This window comes from Pedobacter sp. Leaf176, from assembly GCF_001424305.1.
GTDB lineage: Bacteria > Bacteroidota > Bacteroidia > Sphingobacteriales > Sphingobacteriaceae > Pedobacter.
In genome coordinates this window covers 186,787-204,478 of the sequence record NZ_LMPD01000004.1, presented here as the reverse complement: position 1 = coordinate 204,478, position 17,692 = coordinate 186,787, and the positions used below count along the sequence as shown (strand labels likewise).

The 17,692-nt window shown below is 39.0% G+C and carries 12 protein-coding genes; 5 read left to right on the top strand and 7 right to left on the bottom strand.

Annotated elements, in window-relative coordinates:
* Positions 1-447: 447 nt before the first annotated feature.
* Complete coding sequence (locus tag ASF92_RS13385) at positions 448-891, bottom strand: hypothetical protein (protein ID WP_056093822.1); 444 nt, start codon at positions 889-891, stop codon at positions 448-450.
* 112 nt (positions 892-1,003) lie between these two features.
* Between ASF92_RS13385 and ASF92_RS13380 the strand changes: the two genes are divergently transcribed.
* The 5 genes from ASF92_RS13380 (at position 1,004) to ASF92_RS13360 (ending at position 11,049) form a co-directional block, all read left to right on the top strand.
* Entirely contained in the window at positions 1,004-4,036 is a 3,033-nt protein-coding gene (locus tag ASF92_RS13380) for an amidohydrolase family protein (protein ID WP_056093821.1), read from the top strand.
* A complete protein-coding gene (locus ASF92_RS13375; protein WP_197413295.1) occupies positions 4,026-5,348 on the top strand; it encodes an amidohydrolase family protein in 1,323 nt (440 codons plus the stop codon). Before ASF92_RS13380 ends, ASF92_RS13375 begins: the two co-directional genes overlap by 11 nt.
* A gap of 425 nt (positions 5,349-5,773) precedes the next feature.
* A complete protein-coding gene (locus tag ASF92_RS13370; RefSeq protein ID WP_056093816.1) occupies positions 5,774-8,959 on the top strand; it encodes a TonB-dependent receptor in 3,186 nt (1,061 codons plus the stop codon).
* A 101-nt stretch (positions 8,960-9,060) separates the two neighbouring features.
* Positions 9,061-10,815 carry an ABC transporter ATP-binding protein gene (locus tag ASF92_RS13365; RefSeq protein WP_056093813.1) on the top strand — a complete coding sequence of 585 codons (1,755 nt, stop codon included), beginning with the start codon at positions 9,061-9,063 and terminating at the stop codon, positions 10,813-10,815.
* A gap of 15 nt (positions 10,816-10,830) precedes the next feature.
* Positions 10,831-11,049, top strand: a complete 219-nt coding sequence (locus tag ASF92_RS13360) for a PLDc N-terminal domain-containing protein (protein WP_056093810.1) — start codon at positions 10,831-10,833, stop codon at positions 11,047-11,049.
* A 256-nt stretch (positions 11,050-11,305) separates the two neighbouring features.
* Here the strand turns inward: ASF92_RS13360 and ASF92_RS13355 are convergent, their stop codons facing one another.
* The 6 genes from ASF92_RS13355 to ASF92_RS13335 all read right to left on the bottom strand — a co-directional run bounded on the left by ASF92_RS13355 (position 11,306) and on the right by ASF92_RS13335 (position 17,689).
* Positions 11,306-12,589, bottom strand: a complete 1,284-nt coding sequence (locus ASF92_RS13355) for an MFS transporter (protein WP_231729816.1) — start codon at positions 12,587-12,589, stop codon at positions 11,306-11,308.
* A 92-nt stretch (positions 12,590-12,681) separates the two neighbouring features.
* The gene (gene recG, locus ASF92_RS13350) at positions 12,682-14,787 is read right to left on the bottom strand and encodes an ATP-dependent DNA helicase RecG (RefSeq protein ID WP_056093803.1); all 2,106 of its coding nucleotides are present in this window, start codon (positions 14,785-14,787) and stop codon (positions 12,682-12,684) included.
* Positions 14,788-14,792: 5 nt separating this feature from the next.
* Positions 14,793-15,695, bottom strand: coding sequence for an EamA family transporter (locus tag ASF92_RS13345; RefSeq protein ID WP_056093801.1), 903 nt, complete (start codon positions 15,693-15,695; stop codon positions 14,793-14,795).
* A gap of 2 nt (positions 15,696-15,697) precedes the next feature.
* The gene (locus ASF92_RS13340) at positions 15,698-16,078 is read right to left on the bottom strand and encodes a RidA family protein (RefSeq protein WP_056093798.1); all 381 of its coding nucleotides are present in this window, start codon (positions 16,076-16,078) and stop codon (positions 15,698-15,700) included.
* Between the two features lie 7 nt (positions 16,079-16,085).
* Positions 16,086-16,223, bottom strand: coding sequence for a DUF6728 family protein (locus ASF92_RS21425; RefSeq protein ID WP_231729815.1), 138 nt, complete (start codon positions 16,221-16,223; stop codon positions 16,086-16,088).
* Between the two features lie 98 nt (positions 16,224-16,321).
* Complete coding sequence (locus ASF92_RS13335) at positions 16,322-17,689, bottom strand: OmpA family protein (RefSeq protein WP_056093795.1); 1,368 nt, start codon at positions 17,687-17,689, stop codon at positions 16,322-16,324.
* Between the last annotated feature and the right edge of the window lie 3 nt (positions 17,690-17,692).

Below are 17,692 nucleotides of genomic sequence, written 5' to 3'. Positions count from 1 at the left end.
TATAAAGAAATTTGAAAAATGGAAATTTTAATGAAAATAGTTTTAAATTCTTAACCGCAAAGGCCGCGAAGGCAAAGGCGCAAAGAACTTCAAGCTGGGCTTCTAATTGCGCTATGACATCTTTTTATGCTCTGTGGAAAAACAGGAAATTAATCAATATTTAACCACAGGGTCACTGAGAGAAAACCTCAAAGAACATTAAGCTGGAATGCTGAATAATTTGACAATGAGCAAACAGAGCCACACACTAAGCGCACTATTTTATATATCTCTCTATGCGCTGTGTGGTAACCAACTTTGTCAACCTTTTGAAAAGCTTGGTTTGCCTCTCAAACATACACTGAGGGAATGCACCGCGCACGCTAAGTTTTACAATGCTCTATACCCTCTGTGAGATCTTTCTGTTCTCTGTGGTTAAACCTTTGCCGCGCTTTCCGGTTAACGCAATTACGACACACCAAAGAAACTCCGTCCCGGTACATCCTTTACCATTAACAAAATGGTTACAACAACTATAATTAGCGCCAAGCTAAAAAACACTGCTATTGTACGATGTTTTGCAACTGCTTCCGTAAGCTTTTTTGATTTCGAGTTGCCGATTGTAATTAAAATAATGGCCAATATCATCATGCTGATGTGTTCCATTTTCCAATATCGACCAATTGCATTGCTACTGTCTGCTTTATACCAATCGCCTGCGAAATATAAAACCAAGCCAATCACTAATTGAATGTGCGCACTTATTAAAGTAAATACATTCAGTTTTCTATCGCCTTCAGTGTAAGTTTTATTACCCAACCAGCCAGATAAGGCTTTAATTACCGCAATAAGCAATAGTATAAAAACAATATAACGCCATCCAGAATGGGCACTTTTTAAAATTTGATACATAGTGATAATATTTATGTTTCAAAAGTAATGATTAATTGTAAAAAATAGGTTAATAAGCAATATAGACCGTAATTTATATTAGTTTTAAACAAAATAAACCCCTAAACATATTATGAAGAAAATTTTACTCGCCTTTGCGCTGGTATTTTCCTCTACAATTCTGTTTGCACAGCAAAACACCTATCCTGTTAATGGTTCCTACGACACAAGGCCGGGCATGTTTGCATTCACTAACGCAACTATTGTAGTAAATGCCAATCAAACTTTAACCAATGCAACCTTGTTAGTGAAAGGTTCTACAATCCAGGCTGTGGGCTCAGGATTGGCAGTTCCTAAAGGCTACGTTGTAGTGGATTTAAAAGGAAAATTTGTTTATCCTTCTCTCGTTGATCCTTTTACAAGTTACGGCGTTCCTGAAGCAATTGTTCAGGGTCGGGGTTTTGGTGGAGGCGGCGGTCAGCGCCAGTCCATTTTTGTATCCACCAAGAAAGGAGCCTATGGCTGGAATGAATCCATCAGACCAGAAACTTATGTAAAAAGTATTTTTACTGTCGATAGTAAAAAAGCGGATGACTTACGTAAAGCTGGTTTCGGAAGTGTAAATACGATTAGTCGTGATGGTATTGCCCGTGGTGTTTCTGCGGCGGTAACTTTAAATGAAGGTTCTGACAACAATGTCTTTTTAAAAGACCAAACCGCAGCCAATTACTCGTTTAATAAAGGAGCATCATCAAACGATTATCCAACTTCTTTAATGGGTTCTATCGCTTTGCTACGCCAAACCTATTACGATTCGCAATGGTATGGCAAACAGAAGGAGGAGTATAACATATCATTAGAAGAATTCGGAAAGCAACAGGCTATGCCTCAAATTTTTGAGGTTGATGGTTGGGCAAACGTGCTTCGTGCTGATAAACTTGGAAAAGAGTTTGGCAAGCAATACATCATCAAATCTACCGGTGATGAATACCAACGCATTAATGAGGTGAAGGCAACAGGCGCAAGCCTGATTATTCCTTTGTCTTTTCCTAAAGCTTACGATGTTGAAGACCCTGCGGAAGCAAGAAACATCACTTTAACTCAAATGAAAGCCTGGGAAATGGCACCAACAAATCCTGCAGTATTGGAAAAAGCAGGAATTAAGTTTGCCCTAACTTCTTTCGGCCTAGAAAACGCCCGTGACTTTTGGGCTAATATCCGCACAGCAATTGATAACGGGTTAACTGAAAAACAAGCTTTACAATCTGTTACCGAAATTCCGGCCTCACTTCTGGGCATCAGCGATAAGGTTGGCTCATTGGAAAAAGGTAAGGTGGCTAATTTTTTAATCTCCTCTGATAACTTATTCAAAAAAGAAAACATCATTTTCGAAAACTGGGTTCAGGGCAAACGCTACATCGTAAATAAAATGGATGTTTCTGATCTCCGTGGAAATTACAACCTGAATGTTGATGGAATAAGTGGCGGCTTACTGTTAAAAATTACAGGAACTGCTGGTGGTTCAACTGCTGCCATCGAAAGAAGCGGCGTTGATAGTGTTAAAACAACAGCAACATTCACTAGAAACGGCGATTGGATTAGCATCAATTTTAACTTAAAGAAAAATCCTAAAGGCGATGTTCGTTTAAGTGGCTACTTAACGTCTGCCAGCCCTTTAACTTTTAAGGGTGAAGTGGCATTACCCGACGGAACATTTGGAAAATTTACTGCTACTTATAAAGAAGCTGCCCGCGAAATGCCAAAACGTGATGAACCAAAACCAACTTTGGCAGTAGGAACATTGCTTTATCCATTTGGTGCTTTCGGTAATGCAGAATTACCTAAACAAGAAAGTGTTTTAATTAAAAATGCTACCGTTTGGACAAACGAAAAAGAAGGTGTTCTTCAAAATTCGGATGTACTCTTAGAAAATGGAAAAATTAAAGCTGTTGGTAAAAATTTATCAGCAGGAAGCGCAAAAGTAATTGATGGTACAGGCAAGCATGTCACTGCTGGTATTATCGATGAACACTCTCATATTGCCGGTAGCGGCGGCATTAACGAAGGCGCACAATCTGTTTCGGCAGAAGTTCGCATCACTGATATTATTAATTCAGAAGACGTAAACATTTATCGCCAGTTAGCTGGTGGTGTTACCACTTCGCATATCTTACACGGCTCTGCAAACCCAATCGGTGGCCAATCTCAATTAATTAAATTACGTTGGGGTAAAGCACCGGAGGAATTGAAATTCGCTGGCGCAGATGGTTTCATCAAATTTGCCTTAGGCGAAAATGTTAAGCAAAGTAACTTTGGTACCGGTGCCCGTTTCCCCGTAACCCGTATGGGTGTTGAGCAAACTTTTGTCGATGAATTTACCCGTGCTAAAGAATACGAAAAAGCAATGAAGGTAAAGGGCAACAGTGTTCGCAGAGATTTGGAGCTAGATGCAATTGTTGAAATTTTAAATAACAAACGCTTCATAACTTGTCACTCTTATGTTCAAAGTGAGATTAACATGTTGATTCACGTTGCAGATAGCCTGGGTTTTAAAATCAACACATTTACACACATTTTAGAAGGCTATAAAGTAGCAGACAAAATGAAAGCACACGGTATTGCAGGCTCTACCTTCTCCGATTGGTGGGCTTACAAAAACGAGGTTGCCGAAGCCATCCCTTACAACGGAAAAATTATGCACAATGTTGGTGTAACAACAGCTTTCAACTCTGACGATGCCGAAATGGCCCGCCACCTGAATCAGGAGGCCGGTAAATCGGTTCTGTATGGTGGCGTTCCTGAGGAAGATGCATTGAAATTTGTAACCCTCAACCCTGCAAGAATGCTTCATATTGATGATAAAGTTGGGAGTTTGAAGCCAGGTAAAGATGCAGATGTTGTGGTTTGGTCGGCAAACCCTTTATCTATCTATGCAAAAGCAGAAAAAACTTTTGTTGACGGTGTTGCTTACTGGGATATTGATAAAGATGCCCAGGTAATAAAAACACAACAAGTAGAGAAAGCTCGTTTAATTCAAAAGATGCTGGACAGCAAAAGCAGTGGCGTTCGTACACAACGTCCATTCGGCAATGCACCACGCCTTTACAATTGCGAAACTTTAGAAGATTATTCAGCAGAATTAAATGAAAAAGAACATGCGCACTAAAATAAAATATGTATTAAGTCTTGCTTTAACGGCATCGAGCCTGATGTGCTTTTCACAAGCCAATATATCGCCAGCCAAAAAGCAAACAAAAGCAATAGCCATTACAGGCGCAACAATACATGTAGGAGATGGAACAGTTGTCGAAAACGGAACCATTCTTTTCAGTAATGGAAAAATTGTATCGGTTACAGCAGGCGGACAAGTTCCACAAGATGATGTGATACGCATTAATGCAGCCGGGAAACATATCTATCCAGGTTTGATTGCCGCCACCACAAACCTTGGCTTGGCTGAAACAGAATCGATAAAGGCAACATTAGATTTCCAGGAAATCGGCGATTACAATTCACACATACGTTCTATCGTAGCATACAATACAGACTCGAAAGTTCCTGCAACCTTACGTAGTAATGGTGTTTTAATGGCCCAGCCTACCCCCCAAGGCGGTACGGTTTCGGGTAGCTCTTCAGTTGTCCAGTTAGACGCATGGAATTGGGAAGATGCTGCAATTAAAACCGATGATGCCATGCACATGACCTGGCCGGTAACACCCCGTTTCAGAGGTGGTTTTGGTGGTTTTGGCAGAGGCCCGGCAACATCACCAGAATCGCTGAACGAACGCACACAGGCAGCAATTAGTCAGCTAACCTCATTCTTCGCTGAAGCAAAAGCTTACACGGAAATGGGTAAACCAGAAGTCATCAATACACGTTTTGAAGCAATGAAAAAGGTATTTTCGGGTAACGAAAAGTTATTTATTGCAGCAGAAAGTCAGAAAGATATTGTTGCAGCAGTAAACTTTGCTAAAAAATTCGGCATCACGCCTGTTATCACAGGTGCGGATGAAGCTTACCTGGTTATCGATTTCCTTAAAGACAACAACATTTCCGTTGTGGTGAAGCAACCTCATGCGCTACCAAATAATAATGATGATGATGTGAACATGCCTTATAAGAATGCTGCCATTTTAGCCAATGCTGGTTTAAATGTGGTATTGAGTATTGATGGTTACTGGCAACAGCGTAACCTCCCTTTTATGGCTGGAACGGTTAACGCCTGGGGTTTGGATAAAGAAAAAGCTTTATCAACCATTACACTTAACGCCGCAAAGGTCATGGGCGTAGAGAAAACGACAGGAAGTATTGAAGCGGGAAAAGATGCTACTTTATTTATATCTGCAGGCGATGCTTTGGACATGAGAACCAATAAAGTGGAACAGGCTTTTATCCAGGGAAGAGACATCAACCTGGATAACCTGCACAAACAACTGGATAAAAAATTCAGCGATAAATATACTGCTGAAAAGAAATAGCCTTAATTTATTTTAAGTTTTGGAAACCTCCGCCAATTAATTTGGTGGAGGTTTTTTTTATTGAATCCTACGGCTTAATCAGGCCAGCCTGCGCTATGGGTTAAAAAGGAATTTTAATTGCAGTTCAGTCACTATCGCGACAGAGTTCAGTCGCGTACAATTGTCACAGGTCCGAACCAACCCTGACTCAACCCTGTTGGAAGTCCGTAGCAACAGTAATGTTGTTTTTGAAAATTAATGACAGTCTATATTATCCTGTATAGCGTCAGCACGACATAAATCAACAGTAACAGATAACGCTCCCCCGGCTAATAAGGTTCCTGTTAAACTTTACGCAACAATTTCACAATCATTTCTTAATCTAAAATCGACCTTGAGTTAACACAACAGCAACAACTTTGCACCATAAAAATCAAAAACTAATTATGGTCAGAAATTTACTATTTGCAGTATTGATGTTTTGTTTTTGTGTTTCACATTCTTTAAAAGCACAAACTACACAAGCATCTATTTCCGGTAATGTTACCGACGAAAAGAAACTACCCATCCCAGGTGTTTCCGTTCAGGTTAAAAACAACTCTACAGGCTTCACAACCCGTACATCAACTAATGCACGGGGAGAATACACTTTTAAGGAATTACCTTTAGGTGGCCCTTATACCGTGAAAGCTGTTTATATTGGCTATTCCGAACAAAACAGAACAGGGTTTATGCTTAATCAGGGTGATGCGGTAGTGGTCGCTATCAATATGCAGGAAGCAGCTCAAAACCTTGGCGATGTGGAAATTAGCGGTTCCTCTTTAAGAAATAAAGTGCAGCAATTTGGAGCCTCTACAGAGATTTCATCAAAAACAATGAACATTTTACCCGTGAACGGTCGTAACTTTTCAAGTTTAACAGATTTATCACCTTTAGCGGGTCCAGGTGGCATTTCTGGTCAGTTAGGTTCATCTACTAATTTCACTATTGACGGTATGACGGCAAAAAACCCGACATCAGCTGGTAGTACAACGAGCCGTAGCGGTGCGCCATATTCCATCTCGATAGAAAGTGTTCGGGAGTTTAAAGTGGTAACCAACCAATACGATGTGAGTTTAGGCCGTTCAGGTGGTGGTACCATTAGCGCGGTAACCAAGTCTGGTACAAATGAAATTACAGGTAGTGCATTCGCTTATAACCGCGCTGATTTTTTAGCAAGTAAATATGACATCAGAGGGAATAAAAGAGTTAATGATTTTTCTACTTACCAATATGGGTTTAGCTTAGGTGGTCCTATCATTAAAGATAAATTACATTATTTTGCAGCCTGGGATCATCAAAGAGATTCTCGTCCTTTGATAATTGCAGATATTAATTCAGATGCTGATGTAGCGCGATTTAATATTACCAACAGTACCTTAAACAACTTTTTAGCGGTTGCTAGAAGCAAATATGGTGTTGCTAACACACAACAATTTGGTTCTTTCGCTAAAAAGCGAGGTACAGATGCTGGATTTCTACGTTTAGACTGGCAAATTAATGATAAGAATTTATTGACGGTTAGAGATAACTATACCAATGATAGGAATCCATTAGGTTTAGGCGATAATACAGCGATAAATTTCTATGAAAGTTATGGTAACGATAAAAACGTTGATAACAGTTTGTTGGCAACATTACGCTCAACAATTAGTAGCAAAGTAACTAACGAACTAAAATTACAACATTTATATACCTATCAGGCCAGTACGCAGAATGATGAGTTAGGTTTTGCTATACCAAGAGCTGTTGTTTCTAACTTAGAGTCTATCTCTCCTACTAACGGGGCAACATTAGCAACTTCAGTTCAAATCGGCGGACACCGTTTCGGTCAAGAAGGTTTTACCAATAATGTTTTCCAATTGGTAGATAATTTCTATTATAATACCGATAAGATTAAATATACTTTTGGTATAGACATTATGTACACCCACGCCAAATCGTTATATGGTAGTGAGGTAAATGGTCGTTTCACATTTAACAGATCGGGTACGGCTGCAGCAGGAAACCAACAAACTGCTTTACAAAATTTCAACAACTTAATCCCAATCAGCTATTATAGAGAAGTACCTTTAGTTGCCGATCCGACTGTTGTTGGTAATCTGTGGAATTCTGCAATTTATGGCCAAATGCAAACTAAATTGGGCAAAGGTTTAGACTTTACAGGTGGTTTGCGTTTAGACTTCAGTAAATATCCAACCTCACCACTAAACCAACAATTATTTGATGCTATTGGAGTGAGAACTGATAATAAATTGAAACAATTTTTAGTTCAGCCAAGAATTCAGCTGAATTGGGATATTAATGAAAACAGAACAGATTTCGTTCGTTTTGGAGCAGGTATTTTTGGTTCAGATATTAATAACTACATGACCATCAATAACCTTACTTTTGATGGCAAACACTTTGCAACTGTTGATGTAACCGGTACAGGTGTGCCAACGCCTAACTTTATTGGATACAGAAATGGAAGCGCAACAGCCCCAACATTAGCAGCTTTACAAATTCCAACCATTAATACTTATGCTGATGATGCTAAAGTACCGGTAGTTTATAAAGCTAACTTATCTTACAACAAACTAATTAATGATAAAATACGCGTTGGTATTACTGGATACGTAACATTAGCACGTAATAACTATATGTATGTTGATAGGAATATGGTTGCAAATCCTTTTTTCACGTTATCAAATGAAGGAAACAGAGGCGTATATGTGCCAGCAAATACAATTATCCCTGGTAACGGTACTACGGATTGGAAAACAGGCCGCTTAACGAATGCATTTGGTAGAGTATTAGAATTAAACAGCAAAGGAAAAGTTAACCAATTTGCGGTAGTTTTAGATGCTACCTGGAGATACTTTAAAGATGGTGAAATCTCGGCGAGTTTAACCTATAACGATTCAAAAGACAATACTTCATTCAACGGTAACGTAGCGAATTCGGCAACATTATCTTTACCTGTTGTTGATGACCCAAGAAACTTAAGTAATATGACTTATTCTAATGGTCAGTTCAGAAACAAGGTTGTTGTTTATGGAACCTTGCCATCATTCCATGGCATTAAAGCAGGTATTCGTTATTCGGGTATCGGCGGCACCAGGTATAGTTTATTATCTGGAGGAAATACAAATGGCGACTTCGTTGCTACAAATGATTTAGCATACATATTCGACCCATCAAATACAAATGTTCCGGCAACACTTAGAACTGCCTTACAAACTTTATTAGCAAATGGTGATGCAAGCCAAAGCTTAAGAGACTACATTACAAAATACCAAGGTACATTTGCTGCGCGTAATGGCGGTATAAACGGATTCTATGGTACAGTTGATCTAAGGTTAGCCTATCAGTTTAAATTTGGATCAGGTAGAAAACAAAGTCTGGAAATTTCTGGTGATTTGTTTAACGTAGCCAACTTATTTAAGAAAACCTGGGGCACATCAGAAACTTTAGGTACGCAAGCACTTTATGCTGTTACGGGTTTTGATGCTGCAACTTCGAACTACAACTACCGTTTAAATAATACTGGAGTTGTAATTCCAACAGGTAATCCATGGCAGGCACAAATCGGCTTGAGATATGGATTTTAGTTAGGCGGTACTCAGTATCTTTCTAAAACGTCATAAAAAAAGGGAATGGATTTTTATCCGTTCCCTTTTTTTATGTTTGCATTAACAAACAACAAAACTTAATGGGATTATTATTAGACTACCTGAAAAACCACAAGTGGATTGTGGCCCTGGCATTATTGCTGGCAGGTGTAAATATTGGCTTTTCTTTAATGGATCCTTACTTTACCGGTAGGATTTTAGATTTATACATCAACAAACGGGCGTCTTTCACAAGCAAAAGTACTTACATATGGGGCGCACTCGGGTTTATCGGTTTGGCAATTGGCGCAGCCATGGTTTCCCGTATTGCAAAGAACTTTCAAGATTATTTTACCAGCGTAATTGTGCAGAAAGTTGGTGCAAAAATGTACGCCGATGGCTTGCAGCACTCCCTAAAGTTACCTTACCAGGTATTCGAAGATCAACGAAGTGGAGAAACTTTGGGTGTATTGCAAAAGGTAAGGTTAGATTCAGAAAAGTTCATAACTTCTTTTATCAGCGTGCTCTTTGTAAGCTTAATCGGGATGGTTTTCGTAATTGTTTATTCGGTTTCCATAAGCTATAAAGTAACCTTAGTTTATTTCGCAGCAATTCCGATTATTAGTTTTGTAAGCTGGTTTTTAAGCCGCAAAATTAAAACCATTCAACGTTCTATCGTTGGCGAGACAACAGCATTGGCAGGTTCCACCACCGAATCGCTAAGAAACATCGAACTGGTAAAAAGTTTAGGTTTAGCCGACCAGGAAATAGAAAGACTAAATAAAACCACCTACAAAATACTGGGCCTCGAGCTTAAAAAAGTGAAATATGTAAGAAGTATGAGCTTTGTTCAGGGCACCACAGTAAACCTGGTTAGAAGCTCCATGATTGTTGTTTTATTGCTTCTGATATTCGACAACACCATTTCTCCCGGACAATATTTTTCATTCTTATTTTACTCATTTTTCCTTTTCGGACCATTGCAGGAACTCGGAAACGTCATATTAGCCTGGCGTGAAGCTGAAGTATCTTTAGGGAACTTCAAAAAGATTTTAAGCACACCTGTTGACAAGAAACCTATAAATCCGATTTCGATTAAAAAAATAAATGAACTTTCTTTCAATTCGGTAAGCTTTAAGCACCTTACTGCAAACAGGAATGCATTGGAAAACATTTCTTTTGATACGCACAGCGGTCAAACCATTGCCTTTGTTGGCCCGTCGGGTTCGGGAAAATCAACGCTCGTTAAACTTTTGGTCGGTTTGTATCCGGCAAAAGACGGCGAGATTTTATACAATGGTAGTCCGAGTAATGCCATAGATTTGGACGCGCTGAGGGAAAAAATAGGTTTTGTAACACAAGATACGCAGCTTTTTTCAGGCACGATAAGAGAAAATTTATTATTTGTAAACCCTACGGCAACTGATGAGGAATGTTATAAAGTTTTGCAACAGGCCGCATGTCAAACATTATTGGCGAGAGCAGATAAAGGCCTGGATTCTTTAATTGGCGAAGGTGGTGTAAAAGTTTCCGGCGGAGAAAAACAACGATTATCAATTGCACGGGCTTTACTTCGCCAGCCGGACATTTTGGTTTTCGATGAAGCTACTTCTTCCCTGGATTCTATAACAGAAGAAGAAATTACTAAAACCATCAGATCAGTATCTGATTTAACCGACCACATGACGATCTTAATTGCGCACCGTTTATCAACTATTAAACATGCCGATGTGATTTACGTTTTGGAGAAAGGCCACATTATTGAGCAGGGTACACACGAAAGTTTAATTGCACAAAATGGTTTATACCAGGCCATGTGGAGACAACAAATTGGCGAAAGAATTGTTGAAGCTTAGGATAGAATTCAACTTATGTTATTACAAACCAATGTTAACAGCAACCAGATTGCGCTTTTCATAATTATCCCGGCCATCTTATGGCTGGTTTTGATATTAATTGCGCTTTATCATATTTCCAGAAATAGCAGAATGAGCTTTAGCGTGAAAGTATTATGGTTTATCATCATTATTCTTGCACCGTTTTTAGGGTCAATTATTTATTTAATCTGGGGCAAGAATAAGCAGTTCTAGTTTTAGGTCTACCGCAGATTACGGTGATCTACGCGGAAAAAATAGCTTCCTTACTCCAATTCTGATTAGAATTTTAATATACGGACGTCTGTGTGATCCGCGGGAACAGATTTGCTCGAGTATATTATTAATATCTCCCGCAGATTGCGGTGATTTACGCAGAGAGAAGTTCCAATTTCAATAGGTAAAATTTCATAATCCGCCGAAATCTGTGTGATCTGCGGGAACAAATCAACCGAAAACAACAATCCTGCAACTAAACCCTGCTCGTCTGTTCGTTTATGTCCTGCAAACTTAATTTGGTTAACGGTTTAGTTTTTAACCAGGTGATGAAGGCAATTCCGACAGTCATACTTCCGCCGAAAACCACTGCAGGAACTAAGGTTAATAATTTTGCCGATAATCCAGATTCGAATTCGCCAATCTCATTTGAAGAGCCGATAAACATACTATTCACTGCAGAAACCCGTCCGCGCATGTCATCGGGCGTAAGCAACTGCATAATCGTTTGGCGAATAATAACGCTAACACTATCGAAAGACCCTTCCAGGAATAAGAAAAATAGAGTCAGGTAAAAATTTTTAGACAGTCCATAGCAAATAATACTTAAGCCAAAACCGGTAACGGCAATCAGCAGGTTTCTCCATGGTTTTCCCATCGGCGAAAAACGCGTCATAGCTAACATGGTTATCACAGCACCAGATGAGGCTGCGCCACGCATCATACCAAGTCCAAAAGAGCCCAGGTGGAAAACATCTTTTGCAAACATAGGTAACAAAGCCACGGCACCACCGAAAAATACGGAGAACAAATCCAGGCTCATTGCCCAAACCATCATTTTGGTTTTAAAAACGAAATTAATGCCTTCCTTTAAACTGTGGAAAATATTCTCTTTCGGAATGTAGGTTGATGGATGTTTCCTAAATGTGAAAATACAAATCAGAGAAATGGACACCAGCAATACGATGACACTGTAGGCGGCAGTAATTCCCCAAAGCCAATTCACCAAGCCGCCCGTTAAAGGGCCTATAATTGTGGCCAGTTGCCAGCTGCTGCTATTCCAGGTACTGGAATTTGGATACAATTCTTTAGGAACAATCTTCGCCATTAGCGAAAAAGTTGCAGGTCCGAAAAAGCCCCGGGCTAAACCAATACAAAAAACCAGCCCGTACATAATCAACACGATAAGGTCTTCCTTAAGGTGGAGGTATTTGCTCGTAATAATCAACATCAAAACAGAGGCCAGCCATACACCGGAGAAAATCTTAATTAACAACCCTCGTTTTTCACTTTTATCGGCAATATAACCTCCATACAAAGCAATACCAATGGCAGGAATGGCTTCGCAAAGCCCAACCAAGCCCAGTTTCAAGGGGTCATGTGTTAAATCGTAAATATGATAACCAATTACGACAGCTTGCATTTGATATGCAAGTGTAAAGAAGAAGCGCATCCCTAAAAAAGAACGAAACTCTCTGTATCGCAAGGATGCGAAAGGGTCGGGTTTTACCACAATAGGGTTGGGATTGGAGTTTGCCAATGAATTAAATTTGATATTGCAAAACTAAGGTTTGAGAATTTAAAATTGCAATCGAATACAAACTTGTAAATAAAAACTGCTGAGAAATGATACTAAGAAATTTTATCAAATGAAATACCTCTTTCAAGTTTTTGCAAATGCATTTTAAGTAATGCATGTTCTGGTTTTTCGAGCTGCGGGTCGGCTTCGAAAAGTTCGATAACCGTATTCCGCGCTTCAGAAAGGATAATCTGATCTTTTGCTAAGTCGGCGAGTTTCAAATCAAGAACACCACTTTGCTGTGTTCCGGTAATATCTCCCGGACCACGAAGTTGCAGATCGATTTCCGATATTTCAAAACCATTATTCGTTCTAACCATCGTATCTAATCGAATTTTACCTTCTTTACTCAATTTATTGCCACTCATCAAAATGCAAAACGAGTGGTCGGAACCGCGACCAACCCGTCCTCTTAGCTGGTGAAGTTGAGATAAACCAAACCGTTCGGCATTTTCTATTACCATTACCGATGCATTAGGTACGTTTACCCCAACCTCGATTACAGTTGTTGCAACCATAATCTGGCTTTTTCCATCGATAAACTGTTGCATTTCAAATTGCTTATCGGCATTTGGCATTTGTCCATGAACAATACTTATCTGATAATCCGGGCGGGGAAACTGGTAACTCAATTGTTCTACACCAGCTTCGAGATGAAGTAGATCAAGTTTCTCACTTTCTTTAATTAGCGGGTAAACAATGTAAACTTGCCGGCCTTTGGCAATTTCCTGCTTCATGAAGCCGAACATCCGTAATCTTTGCCCTTCAAAAAGGTGCCTGGTTTCAATTGGCTTTCTGCCTGCAGGCAACTCATCAATTATAGAAACATCTAAATCTCCATATAAAGTCATGGCCAGGGTTCGGGGAATTGGCGTTGCAGTCATCACCAGGATATGTGGTGGGATTACATTTTTGCGCCATAATTTAGCCCTTTGTTCTACTCCAAAGCGGTGCTGCTCATCGATTACAACTAAACCAAGATTTTTAAACTGGACCTTATCTTCAATTAATGCATGTGTGCCAATCAGGATATCGATTGCGCCGTTTTCCAACTGCTCATGCAAAGCGGTTCTGTCTTTCTTCTTCGTGCTGCCGGTTAAAATTGCTACTTTAACCAGGCTGTCAGTAACCAGATCCGTAATTGAAGCGTAATGCTGTCGGGCCAGAATTTCTGTGGGAGCCATCATACAGGCCTGGTAGCCGTTGTCATTAGCTAAAAGCATACTCATTAGTGCAACTGCAGTTTTACCGCTGCCTACGTCGCCCTGAACAAGTCGGTTCATCTGAACACCGCGCTGCGTATCGATACGGATTTCTTTAACAACCCGCTTCTGAGCATTGGTTAGCTCAAAAGGTAAAAATTCTTTGTAAAAGCGGTTAACTTTTTCGCCTACCTTTTCAAATTTAACGCCTTTAAATTTTAACTGCCTTAACTGTTTGTTGTGCAATAACTGAAGTTGAATGAAAAACAACTCTTCAAATTTCAATCTTCTTTCTGCCGCACTTAAATCTTTCTGATTTTTGGGAAAATGAATATTCAGCAATGCCGCTTTTTTTTCAGGCAATTGATATTTATCTAGAATATACTGCGGCAAGTTTTCGGGAACCTGGTGAATTACCTGGTCAAGCAACCCCGCAATTAAACGTTGGATGCCTTTAGAATCCAGCGTAAACTTTTTAAGTTTTTCCGTAGAATTATAAACCGGCTGTAAGGTCAGATTTCCTCTTCCAACTGGTTTATTCTGGTAGAGCTCCATTTCCGGGTGAGAAATACTAAATGTTCCGTTAAAAAAAGTTGGTTTACCGAAAGCAACATAGGCAACGCCAACTGTTATATTGTCTTCAACCCATTTTAAACTCTGGAACCAAACCAGCTCCATTATGCCTGTTTCATCTTTAAAAACAGCAACAATTCTTTTGGTACGTTTTTCGCCTATTATTTTCTTGCTGATAACACGTCCGATCAGTTGAATATGTTGGGCATCGGGGTTAATTTGATTTATTTTGAAATACTTAGTTCTGTCGATGTACCTAAACGGATAATGCGAAAGCATATCCTCATAGGTGAAAAGACCCAGATCTTTTTTTAAAACGTCGGCGCGACTAGGGCCAACGCCCTTGATAAATTCTATTGGAGTATTTAAAACCGAATTAGACAAAGTAATTACCGTTTCTTGTAAACAACACTTTTAAGCAATTCCGCATTGAAAATAATAATCGATAAAAGTAAAAGCAGGTATGCAAATAACTGGTGACTATCGATTTTCTCCTTAAAGTAGAAAAATGCAACTGCAAAAGCAACTATCGGATTTAAATAAATCAAAATTCCAAGTGCAGACGATGACATGCCAAGCAAGGCATAAGCATTTAAAAACAATGGAATTATGGTAAAAACAATTGCTATCAAAAAGATATGATTCCAAAAGAACATATCTGTTGGAAAAGCTTCTGATTTGATGAAGTACATTGGTAGCATAATTAATCCCGAAAGGATTAATTGAACGCCTAAGAAATTGAATTTATCAATGTTTTGAATTACTTTTAATACAATTACATAAAGGGCACAGAAGGATGCAATAATAACAGCCCATATTACCTCATAAAATGAACCAGTAGCAAGTAAACCGACACTTATGAACGCTACTACAATGGCAACAGTTTTAGTCTTTGTCAGCGCTTCTTTCAATATAATAAAACCGCACAGTGCTGTTACCAAGGGGCAAACCATATAAGCGAAAGCGGCCGCCTTCAAACTAACACTATTAACCGCGAAGATGTAGGTAAACCAATTCCCAGTTATTAATACTGATGATAGAATAGTTAATAGGATTAACTTTCTTTTTGCAGCTGAATTCAGCGTATTGAAATAATCTAAATCCTTTTTTAGTGCATTACGTCTGAACAATAATATAGTTGTCCATACCATTAAAATAGAAATGAATATCCGGTAATACAAAATCTCCTGAGGCGGAATATATTTTATATTTCTCAATGGGATAGACATTGTACCCCAAATGATATACGGAATGATACCAGCAAAAAAATACTTGCTTTTGCTTACCGTCAAAACTATCCTACTATTGCAATCACAGAAATTTCTACATTAACATTTTTGGGAAGCACAGACACCTGAACGGTTTCTCGAGCAGGGAAATCACTTGAAAAGTACTGACCATAAATTTCATTAACCTGGGCAAAGGTACCCATATCACTCAAAAATATGGTCGACTTAACGACATTATCAAAGGTTAAGCCTGCTTCAAGCAATACAGCTTTAAGGTTACGCATAACCTGATGTGTTTCTTCTTCAATATTATCAATGTTTAATGCACCGTTTTCGGGATTTATCGCAACCTGACCAGATACAAATAAAAAGTTACCTGCTTGTACCGCCTGGCTATATGGCCCAATTGGTGCGGGCGCATTTGTAGTCGTAATGATTTTTTTCATAAAATATTTATTTAGCAAGCCATTGAATCAGCTTATAGATGATGCCGGCAAGAAAAACAGATATGGCTAATGCATTGATAAAATGCATAATTTTCAAATTGATGTTATTTGGCCTGTTCGGATCTTTTTTCCTGAAGAAATACATGATACAAACTTAGCTAAAAACCATAACACGCGAAACTAAAAGGCATAAAAAAAGTCCCGATTTGCATCGGGACTTTTTTTAAATTTTATATTGAAATACTAGTTTCTAGAAGTTTCAACACGACGGTTTTGGATACGACCTTCTTCAGTATCGTTAGAAGCAACTGGATTAGCTTCACCATTACCTTTAGTAGCAACTTGACTAGCGTTAACGCCAGAGTTTACTAAGTATGTTTTAACAGAATTCGCTCTGTCTTTAGATAACTTCATGTTATATGCAGCAGTACCTTCGCTTGAAGCATAACCGTTTACAGTTACTTTACCACCGTTTTCACGTAACACTGAAGATAATTTATCTAAAGTAGGGTAAGACTCAGTTTTTAAAACTGAAGAGTTGAAATCGAAACCAATTCTCTCAAAGCCTGTTACATTTGATGCTGAATCAACTGGAGCAGTCATTTTTGGAAGTGGACATCCTGAACCATCAACAGCAGTACCTGCAGGAGTTCCTGGGCATTTGTCGAATTGATCAGCAACACCATCACCATCAGTATCTTTTTTCAAATCTTCAACAGATTTTTCAACAGCAGATACACGGTTTTTCAAAGCTTCAACTTCTTGACGTAAAGTAGGATCTTTTAAATCATCATACATTGTAGCCAATGGGTTAGTCCATTCTAAGCTAGGTTTAGCAGATGAGCCTAAAGAGAATTCTAAACCAGCATAACCGTAAGAGAATTTATCTTTAGTAGTTCCTTGAGCGTAAACTCCATCAAAGTTATCAGCATCAATAAAGTTCATAGTGTAACCTAAGTTGAAGTTAACACGCTCAGAAACTTTAAATTTAACACCAACACCTACTGGAATGTACATGCCTTTAACGTAATCTTTTGCTTCATGTGGATCACCTACAGGGCCTGTAGCTTTACCTTTCCAATCAACAACAGTACCGTTAGTATAAGTTACTTTTGGAGCATAAGCCATATAACCAGCACCCGCAGTAACGAAGAAACCTACAGAGTTCTCACGACGTAAGAAATCAATAGAACCAACGTTAACAACACCACGCAAATCTACAGCATATTGCAATTGAGTTTCGAATTCTCTTGCAGTTGCACTTCCTGGAGCAATTGGTCCGTTAGTAGAAACATTTGAACCAGAAACTTTACCGCGTAATCCGTTTAATTCTAAAGCGAATGAGTGACCTAATTGTTTACGGATATTTAAACCGTAACCTAAATTAACATCCCATGAGTTAAAATCGTTAGAACCGCCAATAGCAACAACAGGAGCTAATACACCACCGTTAACGCCAATTGACCAAGTTCTGTACTGTCCTCTTCCACCAAATACCTTGGTTGAAGAAGTAGTTGTTGCAGGAGTTTCCTGAGCGACAGCAAGAGAAGCTACTCCTGTTAATGCCACTAAAGAAAGTGCAACACTTTTCTTTAAAGTAGAATAATTCATAAT

What these genes read in the sequence shown, in the direction of transcription:
- ASF92_RS13385 (WP_056093822.1), bottom strand. Translation starts at nt 891, where the DNA reads ATGTATCAAATTTTAAAAAGTGCCCATTCTGGATGGCGTTATATTGTT.
- ASF92_RS13380 (WP_056093821.1), top strand. Translation starts at nt 1,004, where the DNA reads ATGAAGAAAATTTTACTCGCCTTTGCGCTGGTATTTTCCTCTACAATT.
- ASF92_RS13375 (WP_197413295.1), top strand. Translation starts at nt 4,026, where the DNA reads ATGCGCACTAAAATAAAATATGTATTAAGTCTTGCTTTAACGGCATCG.
- ASF92_RS13370 (WP_056093816.1), top strand. Translation starts at nt 5,774, where the DNA reads ATGGTCAGAAATTTACTATTTGCAGTATTGATGTTTTGTTTTTGTGTT.
- ASF92_RS13365 (WP_056093813.1), top strand. Translation starts at nt 9,061, where the DNA reads ATGGGATTATTATTAGACTACCTGAAAAACCACAAGTGGATTGTGGCC.
- ASF92_RS13360 (WP_056093810.1), top strand. Translation starts at nt 10,831, where the DNA reads ATGTTATTACAAACCAATGTTAACAGCAACCAGATTGCGCTTTTCATA.
- ASF92_RS13340 (WP_056093798.1), bottom strand. Translation starts at nt 16,078, where the DNA reads ATGAAAAAAATCATTACGACTACAAATGCGCCCGCACCAATTGGGCCA.
- ASF92_RS21425 (WP_231729815.1), bottom strand. Translation starts at nt 16,223, where the DNA reads ATGTATTTCTTCAGGAAAAAAGATCCGAACAGGCCAAATAACATCAAT.
- ASF92_RS13335 (WP_056093795.1), bottom strand. Translation starts at nt 17,689, where the DNA reads ATGAATTATTCTACTTTAAAGAAAAGTGTTGCACTTTCTTTAGTGGCA.